The following is a 25,735-nucleotide window of genomic DNA, read 5'->3' on the forward strand; positions in this document are numbered from 1 at the left end:
CCTTTCAGCGCCCGATGTATGCTGCGGCAAATTGCTTAACCGGGCTGCAAGGGGGACAGGCCTGATCCCTATCCTTCCCGGAATACGTAGCGCCGGGACAGAAAGAAATTGAACCCCATTCCGGCGAGTGAGCCGGCGGCCACGGCGGGGAGGGGATGCACCCCGGCCAGCCCGACCAGCAGCGCATAGGTGCCGTAATTCGCGGTGAACCCTACGAGGTTCAGCACGGCGAAGCGCCCCCACTGCGTCGCCACCCGGCCGCCGGCGCCCTTGCGGTCGCGGAAGGTCCAGGCGCGGTTGAGGGCGAAGGTGGTGGAAACGGCCGCGAGATAGGACAGGGCGCGGCCGGAATACTTGTCCATGCCGAGCGCCAGGGCAGCCATCAGCACCCCCGCATCCACCAGGAAGCCGACGCCCCCCACCACCCCGAAGCGCAGGAACTGGCCGATCATCTGTCTTTCCCGGCTGAAAAAGGGGGCGGCCGGCTCAGGCCCCGCCCTGTCCGAAGGCCAGCTGCAGCCAGTGCCGGCCCGCGGCCTTGTAGCTGGCCCCGCAATGCACCGCCACGGCCCGGAACAGCTCGCGCTGCCCCAGCACCGCCATGCCGCCCAGCCGCGCCCCGGGGGAAAGGAGCGGGTCGGCCAGCGTTTCCGCCGCCGCGCGGGTCAGGCAGCCCGGTCCGGTCGCCAGCCAAAGGTAGTCGCTGTCGCCCGTCCGGGCCGCGGCCACCGCGTCGCGCAGCGCGCGCCCGATCACCTCGTGCTGCGGCACCGCGCCCACGAGGTTGTTGCAGAGCGAGCCCAGCTCCTCCTGATGCGCCACGAGCGTGGCGCCGGGCGACGCGATCGTCGCGAGCGGGGCGTGGCAGCGATCGTCGCAATCAGCGTACCAGCCTCCGGCGGCGTAGAGCCAGGCGAGGCGGAACACGTCGGATTTCTGGGTCGGGCTCGGCGCGCGCTCATAGGCGTCCAGCACCTCCGCGCCGAAGTGGCGTGCCAGGAAACCGCGCGCCGCCTCGTCGTCAAAGAGCAGGATCTCGTGGTCCGGGTTCTGCGCGCCCCAGCTGGCCATGAGGGGGCGCAGATCGGCCGGCGGCTCCTTGGCGTCCCAGAACTGCGCGATGCGGCGCGGGATGGGCGAGGGGCCGGCCGCCCCGCCCCGCCCATCGAGTTGGCCCGCCTGGCGCAGCGCCACCATCAGCGCGACGGAAGCGGCGGTCGATCCGGGGAAGCGGCGCAGCACCGCCAGGGCACCTTCCGCCCGCTCGGCCGGGGGCAGGTCGCGGATCGCCTCCAGCGCGGTCAGCGCGTCGGCGCCCAGCTCGAACTCGTTGAGCAGCTGGCCGAGATGGGTGTGGGGAATCCGGCGCGGCCGCTGCGGGCCCTTGCGGGGCGGCTGCTCCAGCCTGACGAAGCTCCTCATGTGTCGGCGCATCGCCGGGATGTCGAGCAGCAGCAGGCGCATCCGCGCCGCGTCGATGTAGCGCCACACCCCGGCCTGCGGCGCGAGGCGCAGCGCCTCCTCATACCCGTCCGCCGCGTCCCGGAGCCGCCACTGCGCCTCCGCCCATTTCGCCGACATCCAGGCGAGCCGCGCCCGGTCCTCCAGGCGGGCGGTGGGCATACGGGTCAGGCAGGCCTCGACCGCTTCCGCCTCGCCCACCAGGATCTCGGTGCGGAAACGCTGCTCCCACAGGGCGGGCAGGCCGGGCCAGCGCCCCGTCGCCTCGCGCGCCGCCGCCAGCGCCTCCAGCCACAACCCGGCGGAACGCATCAGCTCGATGCGCCGCGCGGCCACGACGCCCGCCTCGCCGGCCGGGATGGAATCGGCGGCGGCTTCCAGTTCCCGCAGCGCCGCTTCCACCTCGCCCTGGTCGGCCAGGGCATGGCTCGCGCCGATGCGCGGCCAGGGGTTGCGCGGATGCGCGTGCGCCGCCTTGCGGAAGATCGCGAGGGCGGAGGCGGACCGGTTCTCCATCCGCAGCATTTCGCCCAGCTGCTGCAGCGCGCCCGGGTGGTCGGGGTCGAGCGCCAGAGCGCGATCCAGCAAGGCGCGCGACGCCTCCAGCCGATCCAGCTGGCGCTCGCAAATCGCCATCTCCACCAGCGGCCAGGGCCCCGGCCGCTCCAGCTCGCGCAGGCCCGCGAGGGCGGTTTCGGGATCGCCGGCCTGCTGGCGCATCTGCGCCAGGAGGACGGAAGCCTGCTCCTGCTGCGGATTTCGGTCGAGGACTCCCCCGAGCGCGGCAGCCGCGCCTTCCGCGTCGCCCCGGTCCCGAAGCAGCGCGGCAAGGTCGATCCAGGCCCAGGGCGAGGCGGGGTCGGTTGCTGTCGCCTGGCGGAAGAAGGCCTCCGCGCCGGCGTTGTCCCCCGTGGCGCGGGCGGCCTGGCCGAGCGCACGCGCCGCCGTGTAGTTGCCGGGATCCCGCTCCAGCACCTGATGGAACAGCGCCCTGGCTTCCTCCATGCGGCCGAGCTGCCGCAGGAGTTCCGCCTGCTGCACGAGCGGCCGCAACTCCCCGGGCGCGAGGGCGGCGGCCTCGGCGAAATGTTCGAGCGCTGCCTCGTCCCGTCCGGCCTGCCGCGCCACCTCGCCTAGTTCCAGCCGCGCATGGAGGGCGGGCGGACCACCCTGGCTGGTGGCGAGAAGCAGCACCTCCTCCGCCTCCTCCAGGCGGCCGGCGAGGCGCAGTTGCTGGCCCGCGTAAAGCTGCGCCCAGGCATTGCCGGGCTGCAGCGCGCGCGCCGCCAGGAAATGTTCCAGCGCTTCCGCCGCCTTGCCCTGCTGACGCGCCAGATGCCCGAGTTCAAGCAGCACGCGCAGCCTTTCGCCCTCGCGGAGCAGGGCCTCGTGCAGCGTCCGCTCCGCCTCCTCGAGCCGGGCGAGCCGGCGGAGTTCCTGGGCGGCGTGAAGCAGGGGAAGCGCCGCTTCGGGGCGCGCCTCGGCGGCCTGAAGGAAGTGGGAGAGCGCCGCCGCCGCCGCGCCACGGGCACTGGCGGCGAGCCCGGCCTCCATGGGGTCGGCCGACCGCTCCGCTTCCTCCGCGCTCCCCCCTGGAGATCCCGACATTCCCCGCCTTCCCCGCGGCATCACGCCCTTTGCACCTCCTCTCCAATGCCGGGAGGATGCAGGACGATCAAGAGCCGCGCGTAAATTCGCGAAATGAGGCAAATCTCAAGGGGAGAATGAATATAGATGATCAGGAATGAGATATACTCGCGGAGTAAAAATATTTTAACAGTCAACAAAGTATTTTCCACATCTATCGAGCGTTTCTCATTTTGGTTACGACTTTTGCCATCTTTCACGGTCAGCAGCGGGCACGGCCCCATCGGTGAGGTTGGCAATGGCATTAACGGGTCTCACTTCGGTCACTCTGAGTTCCGCCGCAGGCGGCACCAGCGGCGGGACGACCACCAATTACATTGAGTGGCAGTCGAGTCTGACCTTCACCGTCAACGCGACCTCCGACCAGTCCGGCCAAGCGCACGACGTTCCTGTCTCGCTCCAGTACTATAACGGCACGAGCTGGGTGGAGATCGGAACGTTCACGATCGCCAGCAAGGGCGGCACTTCTGGCAGCGTGTCGGTCAACCTGTCCCAGACGAGCGCCCTCGTCTCCCAGGCGACGGTGAACTACTTCGCCGGCCTGAACGGCGCGGCGGTGCAGTTCAAGGCTGTGTCCACCAGCCCGGCCTTCACCTCCCAGACTACCAATTTCACCTTCGACACTGTGCGCGACAGCGGCGGTGACGCCACGCTGACGGTGGACCAGACGGCTGACAACCTCGTCAACAACACCGAGGCCCAGTCCCTCAAGCTGACGCTGAGTGGCATCGACACCGACGCTGCCTCCGTCACCGTCGCCTTCACCTACAATGGCACTACCGTCACGAAGACGCTGACGAAGATCGGCGGCACGACCTTCAACGGCCAGCACACGGTGAACCTGAGCGACTTGCCCTTCGGCACGCAGGGCAACGTCACCACCTCGATGACCGTGACCGACAACGCCGGCAACGTATTGACCAAGGGCGGCACGACCTTCCAGGGCGTGATCTGCTTCTACCCCGGCACCCTGATCGCCACGCCCGAGGGCGAGCGCGCGGTGGAGACGCTGGCGTGCGGCGACCTCGTCCTCACTTCCGAGGGCAAGGCCGTGCCGGTGCGCTGGGTGGGCCGTCAGACCATCTCCACCCGCTTCGCCGATCCCGTCTGCTCCCTGCCGGTCCGCATCCGCGCCGGCGCGCTGGGCGAGAACCTGCCGAAGCGCGACCTGCTGGTCTCGCCCGGCCATGCCATGCTGGTGGACGGCATCCTCGCCACCGCCGCCGCGCTGGTGAACGGCACCTCCATCCTCCGCGAGGCTGCGGTGCCGGAGATCTTCACCTACTATCACGTCGAGCTGGCCGACCAGTCGCTGATCCTCGCCGAGGGCGCGCCGGCCGAGACCTTCCTCGACGATGCCGAGCGCGGCGCCTTCGACAACTGGGCCGAGCACGAGGCCACGCATGACGGCACGCCCGTCCGTGAGCTGGACCTGCCCCGCGCCACCTCCCAGCGCCAGCTTCCCGCCGCGACGCGCCAGCGCCTCGCCGAGCTGGCGGCGCGCCTCGACGGGACCGTCGCCGCTGCGGCCTGATCCGCCCGGCGCCACGGCGCACCGCATGGAGGCCCCGGGTTTCCCCGGGGCCTCTTTTTTTTGTTCTGCCCCCGCCCGTTGCAGCCGGGAGTTTGTGGAAACCCGCGCGAATCCCCTGCTAGTCTCGCTAGGCGATAAACTTCCGCTGGGAGATCCGAGGGAATGATCCAACGCCGCACCCTGCTCGGGGGCGCTGCCGCGCTGCCGGCCGCCTTCGCCGCGCCAGCCCTGGCCCAGCCGGCCGGCTCGCGCGTGCTGCGCTACGTGCCGCACGCCAACCTGCCGAACATCGACCCCTTCACCAACACCGCCTTCGTGGCGCGCGACCACGCCTTCCTGGTCTTTGACCAGCTCTACGGCATGAATGAGCGCTTCGAGCCGCAGCCGCAGATGGCCGAAGGCCACGTCACCGAGGATGACGGCAAGCTGTGGCGCTTCACCTTGCGCGAGAACCTGAAGTTCCACGACGGGTCGCCGGTGCGCGGGCGCGACTGCGTCGCCTCCATCCGCCGCTGGGGCCGCCGCGACGCCTTCGGGCAGGAACTCCTCGCCCGCGTCGCCGACATGAAGGAGGAAAGCGACCGGGTCTTCAGCATCCGGCTGAACCGCCCCTTCCCGAGGATGCTCGAAGCCTTCTCCAAGGTGACCACGAGCTGCCTGTTCATCATGCCCGAGCGGCTGGCGAACGTGGATCCCTTCACGAACCTCACCGAGGCGGTGGGCTCCGGCCCCTTCCGCTTCGTGCAGAATGAATGGGTGCCCGGCTCGCGCCTTGCCTATACGCGCAACCTGGACTACGTGCCGCGCCAGGACGGCACGCCTTCCATGACGGCCGGTCCCAAGGTCGCGCATTTCGACCGGGTCGAGTGGCACATCATGCCGGATGCCGCCACCGCCTCCGCCGCGCTGCAATCGGGCGAGATCGACTGGTGGGAGCAGCCGACCGCCGACCTGTTCCCGCTCTTCCTGCGCGGCGCGGGCGCGCGCAACATCAAGGTCGAGGTCATCAACAATTCCGGGCTGATCGGCATCTTCCGCCCGAACCATCTGGTCGCGCCCTTCAACAACCCGGCGGTGCGCCGCGCGGTGCTGACGGCCGTCAACCAGATGGACTTCATGACGGCGGTGATCGGCTCGTCCGGCGTCGAGGGCTACAACGACCTGCGCCGCGAGGGGATCGGCTATTTCGCGCCGGACTCGCCGTCGGCATCGAATGTGGGCCTCGACAAGCTGAAGAAGGACATCGCGGCGGCTCGGCGGGAGTTGGAGGCGGCGGGCGCCATGGGCGCGCGCATGGTGCTGATGAACGCCACCGACCTCGCCTCCATCAACGCGGCCACGCTGGTCGGCGCCGACCTGTTCCGGCGCATGGGCTTCAACGTGGACCTCGTCTCGACGGACTGGGGCACGGTGGTGGCCCGCCGCGCCAGCAAGAACCCGCTGGACCAGGGCGGATGGAGCGGCTTCTTCACCTTCTGGAGCGGCGTGGACCACTGGAACCCGGCGAGTCACGCCGCTATTCGCGGCCATGGCGACAATGCTTGGCCCGGCTGGCCCAACATCCCGGCCATGGAGCAGCAGCGCAACGCCTGGTTCGACGCGTCGGACGAAGCGTCGGCGAAGGCCGCCACCACGGAGATGCAGCGCATCGCCTTCGAGGAGGTGCCCTACGTGCCGGTCGGCATGTACTACCAGCCCACCGCGTATCGCCGGAACCTGTCCGGCATGCTGAAGGGCCAGCCGCCGCTGTTCTGGAACCTGCGGCGCGGCTGAGCACAAGGCGGCGCGTCCCCGGCGCGGGGATGCGCTGCCCCCTTGCGGCGCCGTAACCTGCCATGTCAGGCTTCCCGCCGCCGTTCAAAGTCCGGGAGCCATGCCAATGTTTCGACGATCGCTTCTCGTCGCATCCGCCGCCACGCTGGCGGCACCGCGCCTGGGACATGGCCAGGCCACGCGCCCGCTGCGCTTCGTGCCGCAGGCCAACCTGACGAGCCTCGATCCGATCTGGACCACGGCCAACGTCACGCGCAACCACGGCTTCATGGTCTATGACACGCTCTACGGCATGGACGCGCAGTTCAATCCGCGGCCGCAGATGGCGTCGGGCCATGAGGTCAGCGACGACAAGCTTTCCGTCACCATCACCCTGCGCGACGGACTGAAGTGGCACGATGGCGAGGCGGTTCGCGCCGCCGACTGCGTCGCCTCGCTCGGCCGCTGGATGAAGCGCAACCCGTCGGGCCAGCAGCTGGAGCGCGCGCTGGAGGAGCTGGTGGCGCTGGACGACAAGCGCTTGCGCTTCCGGCTCAAGAAGCCCTTCCCGCTGCTGTTCAACGCGCTCGCCAGCCCGGTGAACCCGGTCTGCTTCATGATGCCGGAGCGGCTGGCGCGCACCGACCCCTTCCAGCAGATCCGCGAAAGCATCGGCTCTGGCCCGTTCCGCTTCGTTCCGCGCGAGTTCAACTCGGGCAGCATGGTGGTCTACGAGCGCAACGCGGACTACGTGCCCAACCCGAACGGCCCGTCCTCCTTCACGGCCGGCCCGAAGCGCCCGAACTTCGAGCGCATCGAGTGGCACATCATCGTGGACGCCTCGACCGCGGCCGGCGCGCTGCAGACCGGCGAGATCGATTGGTACGAGCAGCCGCCGCCGGAGATCCAGCAGCTGCTGCGCCGCAACCGCAACGTGACGATCGAGGCGATCGACCCGCTGCCGCTCACCGGCATCATGCGCTTCAACCACCTGCATCCGCCCTTCAACGACAAGAAGATGCGGCAGGCCTTCCTCCCGGCCATCAACCAGGAGGATTTCATGCAGGCCGTGGTCGGCACCGACCCGAACCTGTATCTGTCGAATGTCGGCATCTTCACCCCCGGCACCCCGCTGGCGAATGACGAGGGGCTGGAGCCGCTGCGCACCCCGCGCTCGCTCGACGCCGCGAAGGCGGCGCTACGCGAGGCCGGCTACACCAACCAGCCGATGCGGCTGATCGGCCCGACCGACATCCTGGCGCCGGCTGCGATGACGCAGGTCGCCGCCGACCTTCTGCGCCGCCTGGAGGTGAACGCCGACATCGTCATCACCGACTGGGGCACGGTGGTGCAGCGCCGCGCCTCGCGCGAGCCGCTGGACCGCGGCGGGTGGAGCATCTTCCTCACCTCCTTCTCCTCCACCGACTTCATGGACCCGGCGGGGCATTTCCCGCTGCGCGGCAACGGCCTGTCCTCCTGGCCCGGCTGGCCCACCATCCCGCGCCTCGAGGAGCTGCGCGACGCCTGGTTCGACGCGCCCGACCTCCCGTCGCAGCAGCGCCTGGCGCGGGAGATGCAGCGCGTCGCCATGGACGAGGTGCCGTTCATCCCCGTCGGCGCCTATCGCTCCGTCACCGCGCATCGCCGCAACCTCGCGGATCGCGTGCCCGGCTTCGCCATCTTCTGGAACCTTCGGCGGACCTGACGCCGTGTCAAAAGGAGCGCCGCAGGCCCACGCCGATGAAATTCGAGCCGACGCCCTGCGGCGCTACCAGCCCCCAGGCGCCGGAGCGGTGGTGGATGCGCGGCGCCAGCACCGACCGTTCGCGCAGGGCGGCGTGCGACCACTCGAACTCCATTGGCACCTGGATCTGCGTGCGGCGGTTCTTTCCGCGATTGCCCCAGTCCTCCAGCTCCGGTCGGTCGAAGGCGTGGGACACGCCGATGCCGATGGCGAGATTGACCGCGAGGCTGGAAACCAACGGCACCTCGCCGGTGCGCAGCCGCAGGAAGACACCGATATCGGCATTGGTCTGCCCGCCGAAGAACTGAGTCGCGTTCACCCCGACCTCGATGCGGTTGCGGCGCAGCGCGCAGCCCTCGCAGGGCAGGGGAAGGTCGAAGCGCACCGCCTCCAGCGCGCCCTCGAATTAGACGTGGCCGGCCGAGCGCGTCTGGGCGCGGCCGGAGATCACGTCGTAGGGCAGGGCCGCCAGCCGCGCATCCACGTAGATGCCCGTCCCGAGCGTCAGCATCGCCGTGCGGTCGCGGGGCTGCGCGAGGGCTGGCAAGGCGACGCAGATGCCGGCGAGGATCAGCGCGATCTTTGTCATGGCGTTCCTCTCGTTTTCCAGGCGAGGGTGTGGGCCGCCCACCGGGCGGTCAATGACCAACCGGAGAGCAATCATGCGACGACGTGACCTGATGCTGGCGGCCGGCGCCGCCCCATTCGCCATTCACGACGCGCGCGCCCAGGCGGCTCGCACGCTGCGCGTAATCCCGCAGGCCAACCTCACCAGCCTGGACCCGATCTGGACCACGGCGGTCGTCACCCGCAACCACGGTTTCCTGGTCTACGACACCCTGACCGCCGAGGATTCGCGCGGGCAGGTCCGGCCGCAGATGGCCGAGGGGTGGCAGGTCTCGGACGATCGCCGGACCTGGACCTTCACCCTGCGCGAAGGCCTTCGTTTCCACGACAACGAGCCGGTGCGGTCGCAGGACTGCATCGCCTCCATCCGTCGCTGGTCCACGCGCGAAACCTTCGGCCAGATCGTCGGCACCGCCATCGACGAAATGCGGGCGCTGGACGACCGCCGCTTCGAGATCAAGCTGAAGCGGCCCTTCCCGCTGCTGGCTCTGGCGATCGGGCGCGGCCAGGGCCCCGCCTTCATCATGCCCGAGCGTCTCGCCAGCACCGACGGCGCAACCCAGGTGCGCGAAGCCACCGGCTCCGGCCCGTTCCGCTTCCTTGCCGACCAGTGGAACCCGGGCCAGCGTGCCGTCTGGGCGCGGTTCGACGGCTACCGCCCGCGCGAGGAGCAGCCGGACGGGCTGGCCGGCGGCAAGCATGCGCGGGTGGAGCGCGTGGAGTGGACCGTCATCTCAGACGCCGCCACCGCCGCCAACGCCATGACCCAGAACGAGCAAGATTACTGGGAATACCCGCTGCACGACCTTCTGCCGCTACTGCGCCGCTCGCGCGACGTGGTGGTGGAGCAGCGCCTGCTCTTCGGCACCTATGGCTGCCTGCGCTTCAACCACCTGCACCCGCCCTTCAACAACGTCGCCATCCGCCGCGCCGTCGCCATGGCGGTGGACCAGCGCGACTACCTGCGCGCCGTCGCCGGCGACGACCCGAATGGCTGGGCCACCTGCGAGGGAGTCTTCACCTGCGGCACGCCAATGGAGACGGAAGAGGGGAGTGAGATCCTCAAGACCCGCAGCGTCGACCGCGCCCGCGCCGCGCTGCGCGAGGCGGGCTACAACAACGAGCGGATCGTGCTCATCACGCCGTCCGACTATCCGCAGATCAACGCGCTGGGCCTCGTCACCCACGACCTGCTGCGCCGCATCGGCATGAACGTGGAGCTGGTGGCGACGGATTGGGGCACGCTGGTTCAGCGCCGCAACTCGCGCGAGCCGCCGGAGCGCGGCGGTTGGAACATCTTCCACACCACGGCGAGCGGCGACGCGCTGGCCCTGCCGCCGGTGCACCTGTTCCTGCGCTCCAACGGCACCAGCGCCTGGTTCGGCTGGCCCGACGATCCGGAGATCGAGCGCATGCGTCTCGCCTTCCTCGACGCCGAGGACCAGGCGGCGCAGCAGCAGCTGGCGAAGCAGCTCAACGCCCAGGCGATGAAGAGCCTGCCCTATGTGCCGCTCGGCTATTACTGGCAGCCCTCGGCCTGGAACCGCCGCGTCACGGGCGCCTTCCGCACCCCGGCGACGGTGTTCTGGAACATCGGGAAGAACGCATGATCACGCGCCGTACGGCCCTCGGCGCCGGGGCGGCGCTGGCGCTTCCGGGCGTGGCGACGGGGCAGGGGGCGCAGCGCCTCCTGCGCTTCGTGCCGCAAAGCAACCTCGCCAGCCTCGACCCGGTCTGGTCCACCGCCGTGCTGGTCCGCAACCACGGGCTGATGGTGTGGGACACGCTCTACGGCCTCGACTCGCAGTTCCGGGCCCAGCCGCAGATGGCCGAGGGGCACGAGGTCAGTTCGGATGGGCTCACCTGGGTCATCCGCCTTCGCGAGGGGTTGCGCTTCCATGACGGAGCGCCCGTCATGCCCCAGGACTGCGTCGCCTCCATCCGGCGCTGGAGCAAGCGCGACGTGCTGGGCCAGCGCCTGGACGCCCTGGCCGACGAGATCGCCCCGCGCGGCGACCGCGAGATCGTGATCCGGCTGAAGAAGCCTTGGCCCGGCCTCGCCTGGGCGATGGGCAAGCCCTCGGCCAATATCTGCGCCATCATGCCGGCGCGCCTCGCCGCCACCGATCCGTTCGCTCAGGTGGGAGAGGCCATCGGCTCCGGCCCCTTCCGTTTCCGGCAGGATCTGTTCCGCCCTGGCGACGTGGCCATCTACGAGCGCTTCGACGGCTACCGCCCGCGCGACGAGGCGCCGGACTTCCTGGCCGGCGGCAAGCAGGTGCATTTCGACCGCGTCGAGTGGCGCATCCTGCCTGACCCCTCCACCGCATATGGCGCGCTCCAGCGCAACGAGGTGGATTGGTGGGAAGCGCCCCTGGCCGACCTGCTGCCCCGCCTGCAGCGCGACCGCGACATCGTGGTGGACCTGATCAACGAAGCCGGCAATCTCGGCGTGCTGCGCTTCAACTTCCTGCATCCGCCCTTCGACAAGCTGGAGGTGCGGCGCGCCATCCTGCCCGCGCTGGATCAGCGCGCCTTCATGGACGCTGCGATCGGCACCGATCGCTCCCTGTCGCGCGTCCCGGCGGGGGTCTTCACCCCCGGCACACCGCTGGCGACAACCGAGGGGCTGGAGCCGCTGACCGGTCCGCGCGACCTCGCCGCCGCGCAGCGCGCGCTGGGCGAATCCGGCTATCGTGGCGAGCGCGTCGTGATGATGTCCGCCACCGACTTGCCGGTGCTGCAGAACCTGTCGGAGGTGGCGGCGGACCTGCTGCGCCGCATCGGCTTCAACGTGGACATGCCGGCAATGGACTGGGGCACGCAGATCCAGCGCCGCACCAATCGCGGCCCGGTGGAGCAGGGCGGCTGGTCCGTCTTCTGCACCACCTGGGAGGGGCTGGACGTGTCCGTCCCCGGCTCGCATCAGCCCCTGCGCGGCCACGGCGCCCAAGCCTGGTCGGGCTGGCCCACCATGCCGCGGCTGGAGGCGCTGCGCGAGGAATGGTTCGACGCACCCGACCAGGCGGCGGAAAAGGCGATCGCGGCGCGCATCCAGCGCGTGGCCATGGAGGAAGTGCCCTTCATCCCCCTCGGCCTCGTGCTTCCGCGGCAAGCCTATCGCCGCCACTTGAGCGGGGTGGTGAAGGGCGGGCCCGCCCTGTTCTGGGGCGTCCGCCGCGCGTGAACTGGCATGGTTGCTGCGTTTGCCGCGATTTCGGGGCTGGGCATGCAGGCCGCGACTGGCACGGTTGCTGCAACGCATCACGCCGGAGGCCGGAAACGCAGCTTCGTGATGCGAAGCTGCCCAGGAATCCGGCATGCTGAACGGAACCCGGGCTAAACTCCGGGCAAGGACAAACGGGAGAGCTTCAACGATGGACCGCAGGACCTTTCTTCAGGCGAGCGCCGCGACCGCGGCCAGCGCCGGCTTCGCCGCCCCCGCGCTGAGCCAGGGAGCCAATGCCCGCACGCTGCGCTTCGTGCCACAGGCCAACCTCGCCAACTTCGACCCGATCTGGGGCACGCAATACGTCGTCCGCAACGCCGCCGTCCTGGTCTGGGACACGCTCTACGGCATGGACGACAAGCTGGCTCCCCAGCGCCAGATGGTCGAGGCGGAGGAAAACTCCTCCGACGGCCTTACCTGGACCTTCCGCCTCCGCCCCGGCCTCAAGTTCCATGACGGCGAGCCCGTCCGCGCCCGCGACGTCACGGCCAGCCTCACCCGCTGGATGGCGCGCGACCCGATGGGCCTGATGATCCGCGGCATCCAGGAGGAACTCACCGCCACGGACGACCGCAGCTTCCGCTGGGTCCTCAAGCGCCCCTATCCGAAGCTGCTCGTCGCCTTGGGCAAGATGAGCACGCCCATGGCCTTCATCATGCCAGAGCGCATCGCCAGGACCGATCCCTTCACGCAGATCAGCGAGTATGTCGGTTCCGGCCCGATGCGCTTCATCCGCAACGAGTGGGTGCCGGGCGCGCGTTCAGTCTTCGAGAAGTTCAACGACTACCAGCCCCGCTCCGAGCCGGCCAACTGGCTCAGCGGCGGCAAGCGCATGCTGGTGGACCGCATCGAATGGGCCATCATGCCCGATCCCGCCACCGCCGCGGCCGCGCTGCAGAATGGCGAGGTGGACTGGTGGGAGAATCCCATCACCGATCTCATTCCCCTGCTGCGCCGCAACCGCAACGTCCAGGCCGACATCGCGGACCCGCTCGGCAATATCGGCGCCTTCCGCCTCAACCACCTGCACCCGCCCTTCAACGACGTACGTGCCCGCCGCGCCCTGCTGATGGCGATGGACCAGGAAGACTACATGCGCGCCATCGTCGGCAGCGACGACGCCATGTGGAAGCGCCTGCCCGGATACTTCACCCCTGGCACGCCCCTCTACACCGAGGAAGGCGGCGAGATCCTGAAGGGCCCCCGCAACCTCGACGCCGCCCGCGCCCTGCTGCGCGAAAGCGGCTACACCAACCAGCCCATCGTCGTCCTCGCCGCGCAGGACCAGCCGATCACCAAGGCCCAGGGGGACGTCACGGCAGACCTCCTGCGGCGCCTCGGCATGAACGTGGACTTCGTCGCGACCGACTGGGGCACCGTCGGCCAGCGCCGCGCCATGAAGAACCCGCCCAGCCAGGGCGGCTGGAACATCTTCTTCTCCTGGCATGCGGGCGCGGATTGCGTCTCGCCGGCCGCCAATGTCGGCCTCCAGGCCGGCGGCGACGGCGCCTGGTTCGGCTGGCCCAACATCCCGGCCGTCCAGCAGAAGATCGCCGAATGGTATGATGCTCCCGACCTCGAAGCCGAGAAGAAGGTGATCGGGGAACTCAACCGCGCCGCGCTGGACAACGTGGTCTACGTTCCCTCGGGCTTCTTCCTGGGTTACCAAGCTTGGCGGCGCAATGTCTCCGGCGTGGTGAAGGGTCCGATTCCCTTCGCCTGGGGTGTTTCCAAGTCGTGACGGCTCAGGGATAGTCACCGCCATGTGGGCCTACATCGTCCGACGCATCCTGGCCACCATCCCCGTCATGGCGGTGGTGGCCCTCTTCGTGTTCTCGCTCCTCTACCTCGCGCCGGGCGATCCGGCCGCGGTGATCGCGGGCGACCAGGCCACGCCGGAGGACGTGGAGCGCATCCGCGCCTCGCTCGGCCTGGACCGGCCCTATCTCGTCCGCTTCGGCGAATGGGTCTGGAACATCGCCCGTGGCGACCTCGGCATCTCCATCTTCACCAACCTGCCCGTCAGCACCATGATCGCGCAGCGGGTGGAGCCGACGCTGTCGCTCTGCCTCGTCACGCTGCTCCTCGCCATCTCCGTCGCCGTGCCGCTGGGGGTGGTGGCGGCCTGGAAGCAGGGCACGCTGATCGACCGCGCGGTGATGGGCTTCGCCGTGCTCGGCTTCTCCGTGCCGGTCTTCGTGGTGGGCTACCTGCTCGCCTATGTCTTCGCGCTGGAACTCGACTGGTTCCCGGTCCAGGGCTACACGCCCTTCAGCGAAGGGTTCCTTCCCTGGATCGAGAACCTCGTCCTGCCGGCCATCGCGCTGGGCGCGGTCTACATCGCCCTGATTGCCCGCATCACCCGCGCGACCATGCTGGAGGTGCTCAGCCAGGACTACATCCGTACCGCCCGCGCCAAGGGGGCGAACCAGGCTTCCATCCTATTCCTCCACGCGCTGAAGAACGCCGCCGTGCCCATCGTCACTGTGGTGGGCATCGGCCTTGCCCTGCTGATCGGCGGCGCGGTGGTGACGGAGAGCGTCTTCGCCATCCCGGGCCTCGGCCGCCTGACGGTGGACGCCATCCTGCGGCGCGACTACCCGGTGATCCAGGGCGTCGTGCTGCTCTTCTCCTTCGTGTACGTGCTGGTCAACCTGCTGATCGACCTTCTCTACACCCTCTTCGACCCGAGGATCCGGTATTGAGCGCGACGGCCATCCCTCCCAGCACGGCGGCTGCCCCGCCGATGCCGGACATCCTGCCCGACGTGAAGCCGAGGGCCGGTTTCCTCGGCTTCCTCCGGCGCCATCCCACCATCGCGATCGGCGGCGTGCTGCTGATGCTGATGCTTTTCGTGGCGATCTTCGCTCCCTTCCTGTGGACGCGCGACCCGACCGCCCTGGCGCCGGCGCTGCGGACGCGCGAGCCCTCGGCGCAGTTCTGGTTCGGCTCCGACATGCTGGGGCGCGACGTGTATTCGCGCGTGCTCTACGGGGCGCGCGTCTCGCTGCTGGTCGGCTTCTCCGTGGCGATCCTCGCCTCCGCGATCGGGCTGTTCATCGGGCTGACCTCGGGCTTCAACCGCATCGCCGACAGCATCATCATGCGCATCATGGACGGGATGATGAGCATCCCCTCCATCCTGCTCGCCATCGCGCTGATGGCGCTGACCCGCGGCTCGGTGCAGAACGTCATCCTCGCCATCACCATCGCGGAGATCCCGCGCGTTTCCCGCCTCGTGCGCGGCGTCGTGCTGTCCCTGCGCGAGCAGCCCTATGTGGAGGCGGCGGTGGCGTCCGGCACGCGGACGCCTGCCATCATCCTCAAACACATCCTGCCCAACACGCTCGCGCCGCTCACCGTGCAGGCCACCTACATCTGCGCGGCGGCGATGATCACCGAGGCGATCCTGAGCTTCATCGGCGCCGGCACGCCGCCCATCATCCCCTCCTGGGGCAACATCATGGCCGAGGGGCGGGCGCTGTGGCAGGTGAAGCCCTACATCGTCTTCTTCCCGGCCGTGTTCCTGTCCATCACCGTGCTGGCCGTGAACCTGGTCGGCGACGGGCTGCGCGACGCGATCGACCCGCGCCTGGCGAAGAGGCTCTGAGATGAGCGCGAGCGAGACCCTGGCCCCGCCGGGTGGAGGAGCGTCCATGGACAACCGCCCCGTGCTGCTGGATGTCGAGAACCTCCAGACGCATTTCCGCACCATGGACGGCGTGAACCGCGCCGTGGACGGGGTGTCCTTCTCCGTCCGCTCCGGCGAAACACTCGCCATCGTCGGCGAGTCCGGCTGCGGCAAGTCCGTCACCGCCATGTCCATCCTGCGGCTGATCCCGGAGCCCCCGGGCAAGATCGCCGGCGCCATCCGCTTCGGCGGGCGCGACCTTCTGAAGCTCTCCGACCGGGAGATGCGGCAGATCCGCGGCAACGAGATCAGCATGATCTTCCAGGAGCCGATGACCTCCCTCAACCCGGTGCTCACCGTCGGCCGCCAGATCGGCGAGACGCTGCGGCTGCACCAGGGGATGAGCGCGGGCAAGGCGGAGGAGCGTGCGGTGGAGATGCTGCGCCTCGTCGGAATCCCGGAGCCGGGGCGGCGGGTGCGCGAGTATCCGCACCAGCTGTCGGGGGGCATGCGCCAGCGCGTGATGATCGCCATCGCGCTCGCCTGCAATCCGAAGCTCCTGATCGCGGACGAGCCGACCACGGCGCTGGACGTCACCATCCAGGCGCAGATCCTCGACCTGATGCGCGACCTCAAGACGAGCGTCGGCGCGGCCATCGTCCTCATCACCCACGACCTCGGCGTGGTGGCCGAGGTGGCGGAGCGGGTGGTGGTCATGTACGCGGGCAAGAAGGTGGAGGAGGCCCCGGTCGGCGAGCTGTTCCGCCGGCCCAAGCACCCCTACACCCAGGGGCTGCTCGGCTCCGTGCCGCGCCTCGGCTCCTCGCTCACGGGGGAAACGACGCGGCTGGCGGAGATCCCGGGCCTCGTCCCCAGCCTGAAGCAGAAGATCCCCGGCTGCGTCTTCGCCTCGCGCTGCCCTAAGGCAACGGATTTCTGCGTGGCCGTCGCGCCGGCGCTGGAACCCAAGGCGCCGGCCCACGTCGCCGCCTGCCACTATGCCGAGAAGGAAGCGGCATGAGCCAGCGCATCCTGGAGGTCGCGGACCTCAAGAAGCACTTCCCCATCCGCGGCGGCCTGTTCGGCACCACCGTCGGCAATGTCTATGCCGTGGACGGCGTGAGCTTCCACATCGACAAGGGCGAGACGCTGTCGCTGGTCGGCGAGTCGGGCTGCGGCAAGTCCACCGTGGGCAAGGCGGTGCTGCGGCTGTTTCCGCTGACCGCCGGGCGGGTGGTGCTCAACGGGACGCGCATCGACGACATGCCGTCGGGCACGCTGCGCCCGCTGCGCCGGCAGATGCAGGTGGTGTTCCAGGACCCATTCAGCAGCCTGAACCCGCGCATGCGGGTCAAGGACATCCTGGCCGAGCCGATCCGCAATTTCGGCCTCGCCAAGGGTGGCGCGGACATGGACCGCCGCGTGGCGGAACTGATGGACAAGGTGCGGCTGCCGCGCGATGCCGTCCATCGCTGGCCGCACGAGTTCTCCGGCGGGCAGCGCCAGCGCATCGGCATCGCCCGCGCCCTGGCGGCGGACCCCGACCTTATCGTGTGCGACGAGGCGGTCTCCGCCCTCGACGTGTCGGTGAAGGCGCAGATCGTGAACCTGCTGCAGGACCTGCAGTCGGAACTCGGCCTCGCCATGCTGTTCATCTCGCACGACCTCGCCATCGTGGAGCACATGACGCACCGGGTGGCGGTCATGTATCTCGGCAAGATCGTGGAGGTAGCGGATCGCCGCACGCTGTTCGGCCAGCCACGGCACCCCTACACCGAGGCACTGCTGTCCGCCGTCCCGGTTCCCGTGCCCGGCGCGGCGCGGGAGCGGGTGGTGCTGCAGGGCGACGTGCCCAGCCCGATCAAGCCGCCCCCTGGCTGCCGCTTCCACACGCGCTGCCCCTATGCCTTCGACCGCTGCCGCGTGGAGGAGCCGCCTCTCGCCGACACGGGAGGCGGACACCTCGCGGCCTGCCACCTGAACGACCGGCCCGCGGCGGCGAACCCGCTGCTGAACAAGGCGCCACCCACGGCCTTCCGTGCCGCCTGAGCCCCCCCAGACCGTCCGTTTCACCGCCCGCGCGCCGCGCGGCACCTTCGGACAGGCGGTGAAATGGGCATTCTGGATCTTCCAGATCCTCATGGTGGCGGCGGCGCTGGGCAATTGCTCGCTGGTGCTGCCCTATCTCGGCAGCGACGACCCCGAGGTGGCGATGGGGGCGGGGATGTTCGCCACCTTGCTGGGCATGGGCGTGTTCCTGCTCTGGCCCCTCGGGACGGTCGTGCTGGGGGTGCTGATGTGGCTGACGCGCGGGCGGCGCATGGTGCTGGAGGCGCCGCCGCGCTGAGGCGCCGGCATGCTTGACGCCGGGCGGGCGAAACGCGACCTTTCCCGCAGCAAGTCCAGGGAGGGCGCGATGCCGCAAGTGACGCTCAGCGTGAACGGAACGACGCACACGGTGGAGGTCGAAGGCCGGACCCTGCTGGTCGAGTTGCTGCGCGAGAAGCTGCGCCTGACCGGCACGCATGTCGGCTGCGACACCAGCCAGTGCGGCGCCTGCGTCGTCCACATGGACGGCGAATCGGTGAAGGCCTGCACCACCCTCGCCGTGATGTGCGACGGCGCCCAGGTCACCACCATCGAGGGTCTGGCCCAGGCGGATGGCACGCTGCACCCGATGCAGGAGGCATTCCGCGAGTACCACGCCCTGCAATGCGGCTTCTGCACCCCCGGCATGGTGATGTCCGCCGTGGACCTGGTGAAGAAGAACCCGCAGGGCCTGTCGGAGCAGGAGATTCGCGAGGGCCTGGAAGGCAATCTTTGCCGCTGCACCGGCTATCACAACATCGTGAAGGCCATCGCGGCCGCGCAGGACGTGATGCACGGCCGCCGGGAGAGCCTCGCCGCCGCAGCCGAGTAAGGGTCGGGAGCGGCGGCCAACGCCGCCCCGCGTCAAAGAGACAGGGAGGGTTCAGCCATGAACGTGGTGCAGCCGTTCGAGGGAATCGGGGCCAGCGTCCGGCGGAAGGAGGATCGTCGCTTCCTGTCCGGGCGTGGCCAGTACACCGACGACATCAACCGACCCGGCCAGCTTTACGCGCATATCCTCCGCTCGCCCCACGCCCATGCGCGGATCACCGGCATCGACACGGCGGCGGCCCGCGCCATGCCTGGGGTGGAGGCGATCTACACGAGCGCCGACATGGCCTCCGTCGGCGGCATCCCTTGCGGCTGGCAGATCCACAACAAGGACGGCACGCCCATGGCGGAGCCGAAGCACCCCGTCCTGGCCGAGGGGAAGGTGCGCCACGTCGGCGACCCGGTGGCGGTGGTGGTCGCCACCACCCGGCAGCAGGCTCGCGATGCCGCCGAGGCGATCGAGGTCGGGTACGACGTGCTGACGGCTGCGGCCAACCTCGCCCAGGCCCAGGCCCTGGGCGCGCCCGCCGTGCATGACGACGTGCCCTCCAACCTCTGCTACGACTGGCACATCGGCGAGAAGGCCGCGGTGGACGCGGCCTTCGCGCAGGCCGCGCACCGCGTGGTGTTCGAGACGACCAACAACCGCCTCGTTCCCAATGCGATGGAGCCCCGCTCGGCCATCGGCGACTTCGACGCCACGACCGGCGAGCATACGCTCTGGACCACCAGCCAGAACCCGCACGTGATCCGGCTGCTGATGGGCGCCTTCGTGCTCAACCTGCCGGAATCGAAGCTGCGCGTGGTGGCGCCCGACGTGGGCGGGGGCTTCGGCTCCAAGATCTACCACTACGCCGAGGAGGCGATCGTCACCTGGGCGGCGCACAAGCTGGCACGCCCGGTGAAGTGGACCTCCGACCGCACCGAGGCCTTCATGTCGGACGCGCATGGGCGCGACCACGTGACCCGCGCGGAGCTGGCGCTGGACAAGGACGGCAAGTTCCTGGCGCTGCACGTGCAGACTCAGGCCAATATGGGCGCCTACCTGTCCACCTTCGCACCCTGCGTGCCCACTTACCTCTACGCCACTCTGCTGGCGGGGGTGTACGCGACGCCCGCCATCTATGCAGAGGTGAAGGCCGTCTTCACCCACACCGTCCCCGTGGACGCCTATCGCGGCGCCGGCCGGCCGGAGGCTTCCTACCTGCTGGAGCGGCTGGTGGACGTGGCCGCGAAGCAGTGCGGCTTCGACAAGGTGGAGCTGCGCCGCAAGAACTTCATCAGCACCGATGCCTTCCCCTACCAGACGCCGGTGGCGCTCCAGTATGACAGCGGCGACTATTTCTCGACGCTGGACCAGGCGCTGGAAACCTCCGGCTGGGCCGGGTTCGAGGCACGGCGCGCCGAGGCCAAGGCGCGAGGCAGGCTGCGCGGCATCGGCATCTCCACCTATCTGGAGGCGTGCGGCATCGCGCCCTCCGCCGTGGTCGGCTCGCTGGGCGCACGGGCGGGGCTGTACGAGGTGGGGACGATCCGCGTGCATCCCACGGGCAGTGTCACCGTGCTGACGGGCGCGCACAGCCACGGCCAGGGGCACGAGACGACTTTCGCGCAGCTGGTCGCCGACAAGCTGGGCGTGCCCATCGCGCAGGTGGAGATCGTCCACGGCGACACGGCCAAGGTGCCCTTCGGCATGGGGACCTATGGCTCGCGCTCGCTGGCCGTCGGCGGCTCGGCTATGGACAAGGCGATGGACAAGATCATCGCCAAGGGCAAGCGCATCGCCGCGCACCTGATGGAAGCCAGCGTCGAGGACGTGGAGTTCGAGCGCGGCACCTTCCGCGTCGCCGGCACGGACAAGACCAAGGCCCTGGCCGAGATCAGCCTCGCCGCCTACGTCCCGCACAACTACCCCATCGAGGAGCTGGAGCCGGGGCTGGAGGAGACCGCCTTCTACGACCCGAAGAACTTCACCTACCCAGGCGGTTGCCACATTGCCGAGGTGGAGATCGAGCCAGAAACCGGCCGCGTGCAGATGGTGAACTTCACTGCCGTGGACGATGTGGGTCGCGTCATCAACCCGATGATCGTCGAGGGGCAGGTGCAGGGCGGCGTCGCCCAGGGCATCGGCCAGGCGCTGCTGGAAGCCTGCGTCTATGACGAGGCGGGGCAGCTCGTTTCCGCCTCCATGATGGATTACTGCCTGCCGCGCGCCGAGGATCTGGCGCCGGTCAGCGTCGCCACCCACACCACGCTCTGCACCCACAACCCGCTCGGGGTGAAGGGATGCGGGGAGGTGGGGGCGATCGGCTCGCCCCCCGCCGTGATCAACGCGGTGGTGGACGCCTTGCGCGATTACGGCGTCGAGCATGTGGAGATGCCCGCGACGCCGCAGAAGATCTGGTCCATCCTCCACCGCCAGCAGAGCTGAGGGAGTCCCCTTCGATGTACGACTTCGCCTACCACAAGCCCTCCAGCCTCGCCGAGGCCACGCGGCTCCTGGCCGCCGACCCGGATGCGAAGGCCATCTCGGGCGGCCATACCCTGCTGCCCGCGCTGAAGCACCGCCTGAACCGCCCCACCGCGCTGGTGGACCTGTCCGGCATCTCCGAGATGCAGGGAATCCGGCGTGAGGGCGATGCGCTGGTCATCGGCGCGCTCACGAAGCACGAGGCGGTGGCGCGATCCTCCGAGGTGAAGTCGGCGATCCCGGCGCTGGTCTTCCTGGCCCAGCACATCGGCGACACGCAGGTGCGCAACCGCGGCACGATCGGCGGCTCCGTCGCCAACAACGACCCGGCGGCGGATTATCCGGCCGCCGTGCTCGGCCTCGGCGCCACGGTGCGGACCAGCCGGCGCGAGATCCCGGCCGACGAGTTCTTCCTGGGCATGTTCACCACCGCCCTGGAGCCGGACGAGATTCTGACCGCCATTTCCTTCCCGATCCCGGAGAAGGCCGGCTACGCCAAGATGCGCAACCCGGCGAGCCGCTACGTCATGGCCGGCGCCTTTGTCTCCAAGGGCAAGATGGGCGTGCGCGTCGCCATCAACGGCGCCGGTCCCTGCGTCTTCCGCCAGACCGAGATGGAAGCGGCGCTCGCCGCCAACTGGTCGCCCGAGGCAGTGGCCGGCATCAAGCAGTCCGCGAGTGGGCTGAACAGCGACATCCATGGCAGCGCCGAGTATCGTGCGCACCTGGTATCGGTAATGGCGAAGCGCGCGGTCCAGTCCGCGGGCTGACCTTTCCATGATCCGTGGCGGGGGGCATTCTCCCCGCCATGGAACTCGACGATCCCGGCGTCATTGCCGAAGTCCGCGCCGTCTTCGACCGCTACGAGGACGCGATCGCCAACAACCGCACCGAGGTGCTGGACGAGATCTTCTGGGCCGACCCACGCACCGTCCGCTTCGGCACGAGTGAGATCCTCTACGGGCACGACGCGATCCGAGCGTTCCGCGCCAGCGTCCAGTCCTACGCCGCGCGGCGCGCGCGCAAGATCCACATCACCTCCTTCGGCCGCGACTTCGCCTGCACCCACCTGGAGTATGAGCGGCTGGGGAGCGGCAATGTCGGACGCGAGACCAAGATCATGGCGCGGCTGCCCGGAATTGGCTGGCGCGTCGTCTCGGCGCATGTCTCGCTGCTGAAGCCCGATCCGGAGATCGAGAAGAAGTGACGCGGCTTGCTGTCATCGGCGGCGGCATCATGGGCGCCTGCCTCGCCCTGGAGGCGCAGGCAGCGGGTTTCGACGTCACGCTGATCGAACCCGGCACGCCGGGCGGCGAGCAGGCGGCGAGCTACGGCAATGGGTGCTGGCTCAGCCCCGCCAGCGTCATCCCGGCTTCCGTCCCCGGGCTGTGGCGCAAGCTGCCCAAGTTCCTGCGCGATCCGCTCGGCCCGCTCGCCATCCGGCCGGGCCGGCTGCCCGCCGCGACGCCCTGGCTGCTGCGCTACCTTTGGGCCGGCTCGACGGAGGAGAAGGTGCGCCGCACCGCCCATGCGCTGCGAGCCCTGCTGAAGGATGCGCCGCGCCGCCACGTTGCGCTGGCTGAGCGTGCCGGGGTCGGCGCGCTGATCCGCCGCACCGGCCTGCTCTACGTGTTCCCCGACCGCGCTGCCTTCGAGGCGGAGGCCCTGGCCTGGAAGCTGCGTGCCGAGACCGGGGTGCAATGGCGTGAACTGGACGAGGACGCGCTGCGGCAGCAGGAGCCGGCGCTGGACCGGCGCTTCCGCTTCGGACTGCTGGTCGAGGAGGGCGGGCACTGCACCGATCCCGGCGCCTATGTCGCCGCGCTGGTGGCCCTGGCCGAGGCGCAGGGCGCGCGCCGCATCGCGGCCCGCGCGACGGGCTTCCGGGTGGAGAATGGCGCGCTGCGCGCCGTGCGGACCGAGTCCGGCGAGGTGGAGGCGGACAAAGCGGTGATCGCCGCCGGCATCCGCTCGGCCGGGCTGGCGCGGGAAGCGGGCGACCGCATTCCGCTGGAAAGCGAGCGCGGCTACCACGCCGTGGTCACCACGCCCAGCATCGCCCCGCGCATCCCGCTGATGCCGAGTGACGGCAAGATGGGCGTCACCCTGACCGAAACGGGGCTTCGCGCGGCCGGGCAGGTAGAAATCGCCGGGCTGGAGGCCGCACCCGATTGGCGCCGGGCGGAGATCCTTCGTGACCACCTGCGCCGCCTTTTCCCGGGGCTGGAGGGCGGGGAGGTAAAGGTCTGGCTGGGCCATCGCCCCTCGACGCCGGACGGGTTGCCCGTGCTCGGCCCCTCCCGCCGCAGCGGCGACATCCTGCACTGCTTTGGCCATGGCCATGTTGGGCTGGTGGCGGCGCCGCGGTCCGCGGAACTCGTGGTCGGGATGGCCAAGGGCGAATCGGCGCCAGTTGCTTATTCGCCTCGCCGATTTGGCTGAATCTTTTTTCGTGCATTTGCCGCGTGACAATGCCAGTCTCGGGTAGTCGACCCCGCATTGTGCGGGCCGGCGTACGATTAGTGGATTGAAGAGAAACGTGTCTGACGATTTTTCGCCTGCGGGCGGCGGCGACGGCCTGATCGAGGCCAAGGTCAAGTGGTACAATGGGCGCAAGGGATTCGGCTTCGTCCTCGGCCCTGATGGGCAGGACGTGTTCTTCCATGCCTCGGCCCTGACCGAATCCGGCATCGACCAGCCGGACACCGACGACATCCTGGTCTGCGAGATCGGCACGGACCGCACGGGCCGCCGCCTCGTGACCCGCATCACCGAACTGAAGCGTGGCCCCGGTGGCGGTGGCGGCGCGCGCGGTGGTTTCGGCGATCGCCCGCCCCGGCGTGACTTCGGCGACCGTCCCCCGCGTCGCGACTTCGGCGGCGGTGGCTTCGGTGGCGGTGGCGGCTTCGGTGACCGCCCGCCCCGGCGTGATTTCGGTGCCCCCGGCGGTGGCTTCGGCGACCGTCCGCCCCGGCGTGACTTCGGTGGCGGTGGTGGCGGCGGCTTCGGCGGCCCCCGCGGCGGCGGCTTCGGCGGTGGTGGCGGCTTCGGTGGCGGCGGCGGTGGCGATCGCGGCCCCCGGCGCAACTTCGACGAGGGCAGCGGCCCCGTCTACCCGCTGAACGGCACGGTGAAGTGGTTCGACTCGGTGCGCGGCTTCGGCTTCGTGACGCCCGAGGATGGCGGCCAGGACGTGTTCCTGCACTCCTCCGTCCTGAACCGCGCCGGTCGCACCGACCTGCAGCAGGGCGAGAAGGTTTCGCTCGACGTGCGGGACGGGCAGCGCGGCCGTCAGGCTGTCGGCATGAAGTAGGCCCTTCCGCTTTCGGAAGGCCCGAGGCCCCGGCGCGAAAGCTCCGGGGCCTTTTCTGTTTCTCCATCCTTCGCGGCACAGGCTTGCGCCATGCGCTTTCTTTTCTCGCCCCTGCTGCTGCTCGCACTGCCGGCGGCGGCGCAGCTTCCGGTTTGCAACGCCTATCGCGAGGGCATGGCGATCTGCTTCGAGAGCCGGCTCTGCCTGTGCCGGCAGGAGCGTGGTGGACAGCTCACCGGTCGCCCCGAGGGGTTCCGCTGGGATTGCGGCCCGCTGCGCCCCGATTGCCGGGAGCGGGCCGAGCCGGTGCCACCCTGGCCGCCCGGCATTCCGCCGCCGCAGCTTTTCATGGACGGCCCGTCACGCCGTTTCCCTTCGCCTCGCTAGAGGGTTATCCTCCTGGGCATGATGCAGCGTCGCGCCCTCCTTGCCTTGCCCCTCGCCCTGCCGGCCCTCGCCCCCAAGGGCGCCGCCGCGCAGGATAGCTGGCCCAGCAACCGGCCGATCTCCCTGATCGGCGGCTTCCCCAACGGGTCCGGGGTGGACATCTACCAGCGCCGCCTCGCCGAGCCCCTGTCGCGGGCGCTGGGCCAGACCATCGTGGTGGACAACCGCACCGGGGCAGGGGGCAATATCGGTTCCGACTTCGTCGCCAAGGCGCGGCCCGATGGCTACACCTTCTACTTCGGCACGGCAGGCACCCACGCCATCAATGCCAGCCTCTACCGTACCCTTCCCTTCGACGTGGTGCGGGACTTCACCCCCATCGCGCATCTGGGCGACGTGCCGAACGTCCTGACCGTCAGCCCGGAGCGCCGGCCGCAATACACGGATTGCCAGGCGGTGCTGCAGGCGGCACGGGCCAATCCGGGGCATCTCAACTACGCCTCCACCGGCAACGGCGCCTCGACCCATCTCGCGGGGGCGCAATTCGCCAACGCGGCCAATGTGGACGTGACGCACATCCCGTATCGCGGCCAGCCTGGGGCGCAGACGGCGCTGCTGGCCGGCGACGTGGATTTCTTCTTCAACCAGACCGGCCCCGCCATTGGCGCGATCCGCCAGGGCCAGGTGCGCGGCCTCGCCGTCACCACCGCCGAGCGCGTGCCGAGCCTGCCCGACATCCCCACTGTGGCGGAGGCCTGCAACCTGCCGGGCTTCGTCAGCACCACCTGGTATGGGCTGTTCGGACCCGCCAACCTGCCGCCCGCCATCGTGAGCCGCATGTCGGAGGAGGTGAACAAGGTCCTCGCCGATCCGGAATTCCAGCGTTGGCTGGTGCAGGAGCAGGGAATCAGCCTGCCGCCGGTGAAGACGCCGCAGGAATTCGCCGAGATCCAGCGCCGTGACATCGCTCGCTGGGCGGAGGTGGTGCGCCGCTCCGGCGCCACGGTGGACTGAGGAAACC

At 69.7% G+C, this 25,735-nt stretch carries 23 protein-coding genes; 19 read left to right on the forward strand and 4 right to left on the reverse strand.

All coding sequences use genetic code 11. The features are described from left to right. Positions 1–68 precede the first annotated feature (68 nt). Together OF850_RS10455 and OF850_RS10460 are read right to left on the reverse strand one after the other, a co-directional pair. A complete protein-coding gene (locus OF850_RS10455) occupies positions 69–452 on the reverse strand; it encodes a GtrA family protein (protein ID WP_301590018.1) in 384 nt (127 codons plus the stop codon). 34 nt (positions 453–486) lie between these two features. Further along, on the reverse strand, positions 487–3,069 hold the full coding sequence (locus tag OF850_RS10460; RefSeq protein WP_301590019.1) for a tetratricopeptide repeat protein: 2,583 nt from the start codon (positions 3,067–3,069) through the stop codon (positions 487–489). 277 nt (positions 3,070–3,346) lie between these two features. On the opposite strand from OF850_RS10460, the gene OF850_RS10465 reads away from it, so the two are divergent. The 3 genes from OF850_RS10465 (at position 3,347) to OF850_RS10475 (ending at position 8,099) form a co-directional block, all read left to right on the forward strand. After that, complete coding sequence (locus OF850_RS10465; RefSeq protein WP_301590021.1) at positions 3,347–4,642, forward strand: Hint domain-containing protein; 1,296 nt, start codon at positions 3,347–3,349, stop codon at positions 4,640–4,642. Positions 4,643–4,804: 162 nt separating this feature from the next. Continuing rightward, entirely contained in the window at positions 4,805–6,415 is a 1,611-nt protein-coding gene (locus OF850_RS10470; protein WP_301590022.1) for an ABC transporter substrate-binding protein, read from the forward strand. 106 nt (positions 6,416–6,521) lie between these two features. Continuing rightward, entirely contained in the window at positions 6,522–8,099 is a 1,578-nt protein-coding gene (locus OF850_RS10475) for an ABC transporter substrate-binding protein (protein WP_301590024.1), read from the forward strand. Positions 8,100–8,106: 7 nt separating this feature from the next. Here the strand turns inward: OF850_RS10475 and OF850_RS10480 are convergent, their stop codons facing one another. Both OF850_RS10480 and OF850_RS10485 read right to left on the reverse strand, forming a co-directional pair. After that, positions 8,107–8,523 (reverse strand): hypothetical protein, encoded by a 417-nt coding sequence (locus tag OF850_RS10480; RefSeq protein ID WP_301590025.1) that lies wholly within the window; start codon positions 8,521–8,523, stop codon positions 8,107–8,109. Positions 8,524–8,544: 21 nt separating this feature from the next. Then, complete coding sequence (locus OF850_RS10485; RefSeq protein WP_301590026.1) at positions 8,545–8,727, reverse strand: hypothetical protein; 183 nt, start codon at positions 8,725–8,727, stop codon at positions 8,545–8,547. A 73-nt stretch (positions 8,728–8,800) separates the two neighbouring features. On the opposite strand from OF850_RS10485, the gene OF850_RS10490 reads away from it, so the two are divergent. From OF850_RS10490 to OF850_RS10565, 16 genes are all read left to right on the forward strand, one after another. Continuing rightward, a complete protein-coding gene (locus tag OF850_RS10490; protein WP_301590027.1) occupies positions 8,801–10,375 on the forward strand; it encodes an ABC transporter substrate-binding protein in 1,575 nt (524 codons plus the stop codon). Next, a complete protein-coding gene (locus OF850_RS10495) occupies positions 10,372–11,952 on the forward strand; it encodes an ABC transporter substrate-binding protein (RefSeq protein ID WP_301590029.1) in 1,581 nt (526 codons plus the stop codon). Before OF850_RS10490 ends, OF850_RS10495 begins: the two co-directional genes overlap by 4 nt. A gap of 190 nt (positions 11,953–12,142) precedes the next feature. Further along, a complete protein-coding gene (locus OF850_RS10500) occupies positions 12,143–13,735 on the forward strand; it encodes an ABC transporter substrate-binding protein (RefSeq protein WP_301590030.1) in 1,593 nt (530 codons plus the stop codon). A gap of 22 nt (positions 13,736–13,757) precedes the next feature. Then, a complete protein-coding gene (locus OF850_RS10505; RefSeq protein ID WP_301590031.1) occupies positions 13,758–14,699 on the forward strand; it encodes an ABC transporter permease in 942 nt (313 codons plus the stop codon). Further along, positions 14,696–15,604: an ABC transporter permease gene (locus OF850_RS10510; RefSeq protein ID WP_456314022.1), complete on the forward strand. Its 909-nt coding sequence runs from the start codon at positions 14,696–14,698 to the stop codon at positions 15,602–15,604. Before OF850_RS10505 ends, OF850_RS10510 begins: the two co-directional genes overlap by 4 nt. Before the next feature lie 46 nt (positions 15,605–15,650). Beyond that, positions 15,651–16,646 (forward strand): ABC transporter ATP-binding protein, encoded by a 996-nt coding sequence (locus OF850_RS10515; protein ID WP_301590032.1) that lies wholly within the window; start codon positions 15,651–15,653, stop codon positions 16,644–16,646. Further along, complete coding sequence (locus OF850_RS10520) at positions 16,643–17,674, forward strand: ABC transporter ATP-binding protein (RefSeq protein WP_301590033.1); 1,032 nt, start codon at positions 16,643–16,645, stop codon at positions 17,672–17,674. Before OF850_RS10515 ends, OF850_RS10520 begins: the two co-directional genes overlap by 4 nt. Then, positions 17,664–17,972: a hypothetical protein gene (locus OF850_RS10525; protein ID WP_301590034.1), complete on the forward strand. Its 309-nt coding sequence runs from the start codon at positions 17,664–17,666 to the stop codon at positions 17,970–17,972. Before OF850_RS10520 ends, OF850_RS10525 begins: the two co-directional genes overlap by 11 nt. A 69-nt stretch (positions 17,973–18,041) precedes the next feature. Further along, positions 18,042–18,545: a (2Fe-2S)-binding protein gene (locus OF850_RS10530; RefSeq protein ID WP_301590035.1), complete on the forward strand. Its 504-nt coding sequence runs from the start codon at positions 18,042–18,044 to the stop codon at positions 18,543–18,545. A 57-nt stretch (positions 18,546–18,602) separates the two neighbouring features. Next, positions 18,603–20,975 carry a xanthine dehydrogenase family protein molybdopterin-binding subunit gene (locus tag OF850_RS10535; protein WP_301590036.1) on the forward strand — a complete coding sequence of 791 codons (2,373 nt, stop codon included), beginning with the start codon at positions 18,603–18,605 and terminating at the stop codon, positions 20,973–20,975. A 14-nt stretch (positions 20,976–20,989) separates the two neighbouring features. Further along, positions 20,990–21,784, forward strand: a complete 795-nt coding sequence (locus OF850_RS10540; protein WP_301590037.1) for an FAD binding domain-containing protein — start codon at positions 20,990–20,992, stop codon at positions 21,782–21,784. Positions 21,785–21,822: 38 nt separating this feature from the next. Further along, positions 21,823–22,221, forward strand: coding sequence for an oxalurate catabolism protein HpxZ (gene hpxZ / locus OF850_RS10545; protein WP_301590038.1), 399 nt, complete (start codon positions 21,823–21,825; stop codon positions 22,219–22,221). After that, positions 22,218–23,456 carry an NAD(P)/FAD-dependent oxidoreductase gene (locus OF850_RS10550; protein ID WP_301590039.1) on the forward strand — a complete coding sequence of 413 codons (1,239 nt, stop codon included), beginning with the start codon at positions 22,218–22,220 and terminating at the stop codon, positions 23,454–23,456. The genes hpxZ and OF850_RS10550 overlap by 4 nt, the downstream gene beginning before the upstream one ends. A gap of 97 nt (positions 23,457–23,553) precedes the next feature. After that, on the forward strand, positions 23,554–24,327 hold the full coding sequence (locus OF850_RS10555; RefSeq protein WP_301590040.1) for a cold-shock protein: 774 nt from the start codon (positions 23,554–23,556) through the stop codon (positions 24,325–24,327). Positions 24,328–24,417: 90 nt separating this feature from the next. Then, entirely contained in the window at positions 24,418–24,714 is a 297-nt protein-coding gene (locus OF850_RS10560; RefSeq protein WP_301590041.1) for a hypothetical protein, read from the forward strand. 18 nt (positions 24,715–24,732) lie between these two features. Continuing rightward, positions 24,733–25,728, forward strand: coding sequence for a Bug family tripartite tricarboxylate transporter substrate binding protein (locus tag OF850_RS10565; protein ID WP_301590042.1), 996 nt, complete (start codon positions 24,733–24,735; stop codon positions 25,726–25,728). The last annotated feature ends 7 nt before the right edge of the window (positions 25,729–25,735 follow it).

It is taken from the genome of Sabulicella glaciei (assembly GCF_026183895.1).
GTDB lineage: Bacteria > Pseudomonadota > Alphaproteobacteria > Acetobacterales > Acetobacteraceae > Roseococcus > Roseococcus glaciei.

What these genes read in the sequence shown, in the direction of transcription:
- OF850_RS10455 (WP_301590018.1), bottom strand. Translation starts at nt 452, where the DNA reads ATGATCGGCCAGTTCCTGCGCTTCGGGGTGGTGGGGGGCGTCGGCTTC.
- OF850_RS10460 (WP_301590019.1), bottom strand. Translation starts at nt 3,069, where the DNA reads ATGTCGGGATCTCCAGGGGGGAGCGCGGAGGAAGCGGAGCGGTCGGCC.
- OF850_RS10465 (WP_301590021.1), top strand. Translation starts at nt 3,347, where the DNA reads ATGGCATTAACGGGTCTCACTTCGGTCACTCTGAGTTCCGCCGCAGGC.
- OF850_RS10470 (WP_301590022.1), top strand. Translation starts at nt 4,805, where the DNA reads ATGATCCAACGCCGCACCCTGCTCGGGGGCGCTGCCGCGCTGCCGGCC.
- OF850_RS10475 (WP_301590024.1), top strand. Translation starts at nt 6,522, where the DNA reads ATGTTTCGACGATCGCTTCTCGTCGCATCCGCCGCCACGCTGGCGGCA.
- OF850_RS10485 (WP_301590026.1), bottom strand. Translation starts at nt 8,727, where the DNA reads ATGACAAAGATCGCGCTGATCCTCGCCGGCATCTGCGTCGCCTTGCCA.
- OF850_RS10490 (WP_301590027.1), top strand. Translation starts at nt 8,801, where the DNA reads ATGCGACGACGTGACCTGATGCTGGCGGCCGGCGCCGCCCCATTCGCC.
- OF850_RS10495 (WP_301590029.1), top strand. Translation starts at nt 10,372, where the DNA reads ATGATCACGCGCCGTACGGCCCTCGGCGCCGGGGCGGCGCTGGCGCTT.
- OF850_RS10500 (WP_301590030.1), top strand. Translation starts at nt 12,143, where the DNA reads ATGGACCGCAGGACCTTTCTTCAGGCGAGCGCCGCGACCGCGGCCAGC.
- OF850_RS10505 (WP_301590031.1), top strand. Translation starts at nt 13,758, where the DNA reads ATGTGGGCCTACATCGTCCGACGCATCCTGGCCACCATCCCCGTCATG.
- OF850_RS10515 (WP_301590032.1), top strand. Translation starts at nt 15,651, where the DNA reads ATGGACAACCGCCCCGTGCTGCTGGATGTCGAGAACCTCCAGACGCAT.
- OF850_RS10520 (WP_301590033.1), top strand. Translation starts at nt 16,643, where the DNA reads ATGAGCCAGCGCATCCTGGAGGTCGCGGACCTCAAGAAGCACTTCCCC.
- OF850_RS10530 (WP_301590035.1), top strand. Translation starts at nt 18,042, where the DNA reads ATGCCGCAAGTGACGCTCAGCGTGAACGGAACGACGCACACGGTGGAG.
- OF850_RS10535 (WP_301590036.1), top strand. Translation starts at nt 18,603, where the DNA reads ATGAACGTGGTGCAGCCGTTCGAGGGAATCGGGGCCAGCGTCCGGCGG.
- OF850_RS10540 (WP_301590037.1), top strand. Translation starts at nt 20,990, where the DNA reads ATGTACGACTTCGCCTACCACAAGCCCTCCAGCCTCGCCGAGGCCACG.
- hpxZ (WP_301590038.1), top strand. Translation starts at nt 21,823, where the DNA reads ATGGAACTCGACGATCCCGGCGTCATTGCCGAAGTCCGCGCCGTCTTC.
- OF850_RS10560 (WP_301590041.1), top strand. Translation starts at nt 24,418, where the DNA reads ATGCGCTTTCTTTTCTCGCCCCTGCTGCTGCTCGCACTGCCGGCGGCG.
- OF850_RS10565 (WP_301590042.1), top strand. Translation starts at nt 24,733, where the DNA reads ATGATGCAGCGTCGCGCCCTCCTTGCCTTGCCCCTCGCCCTGCCGGCC.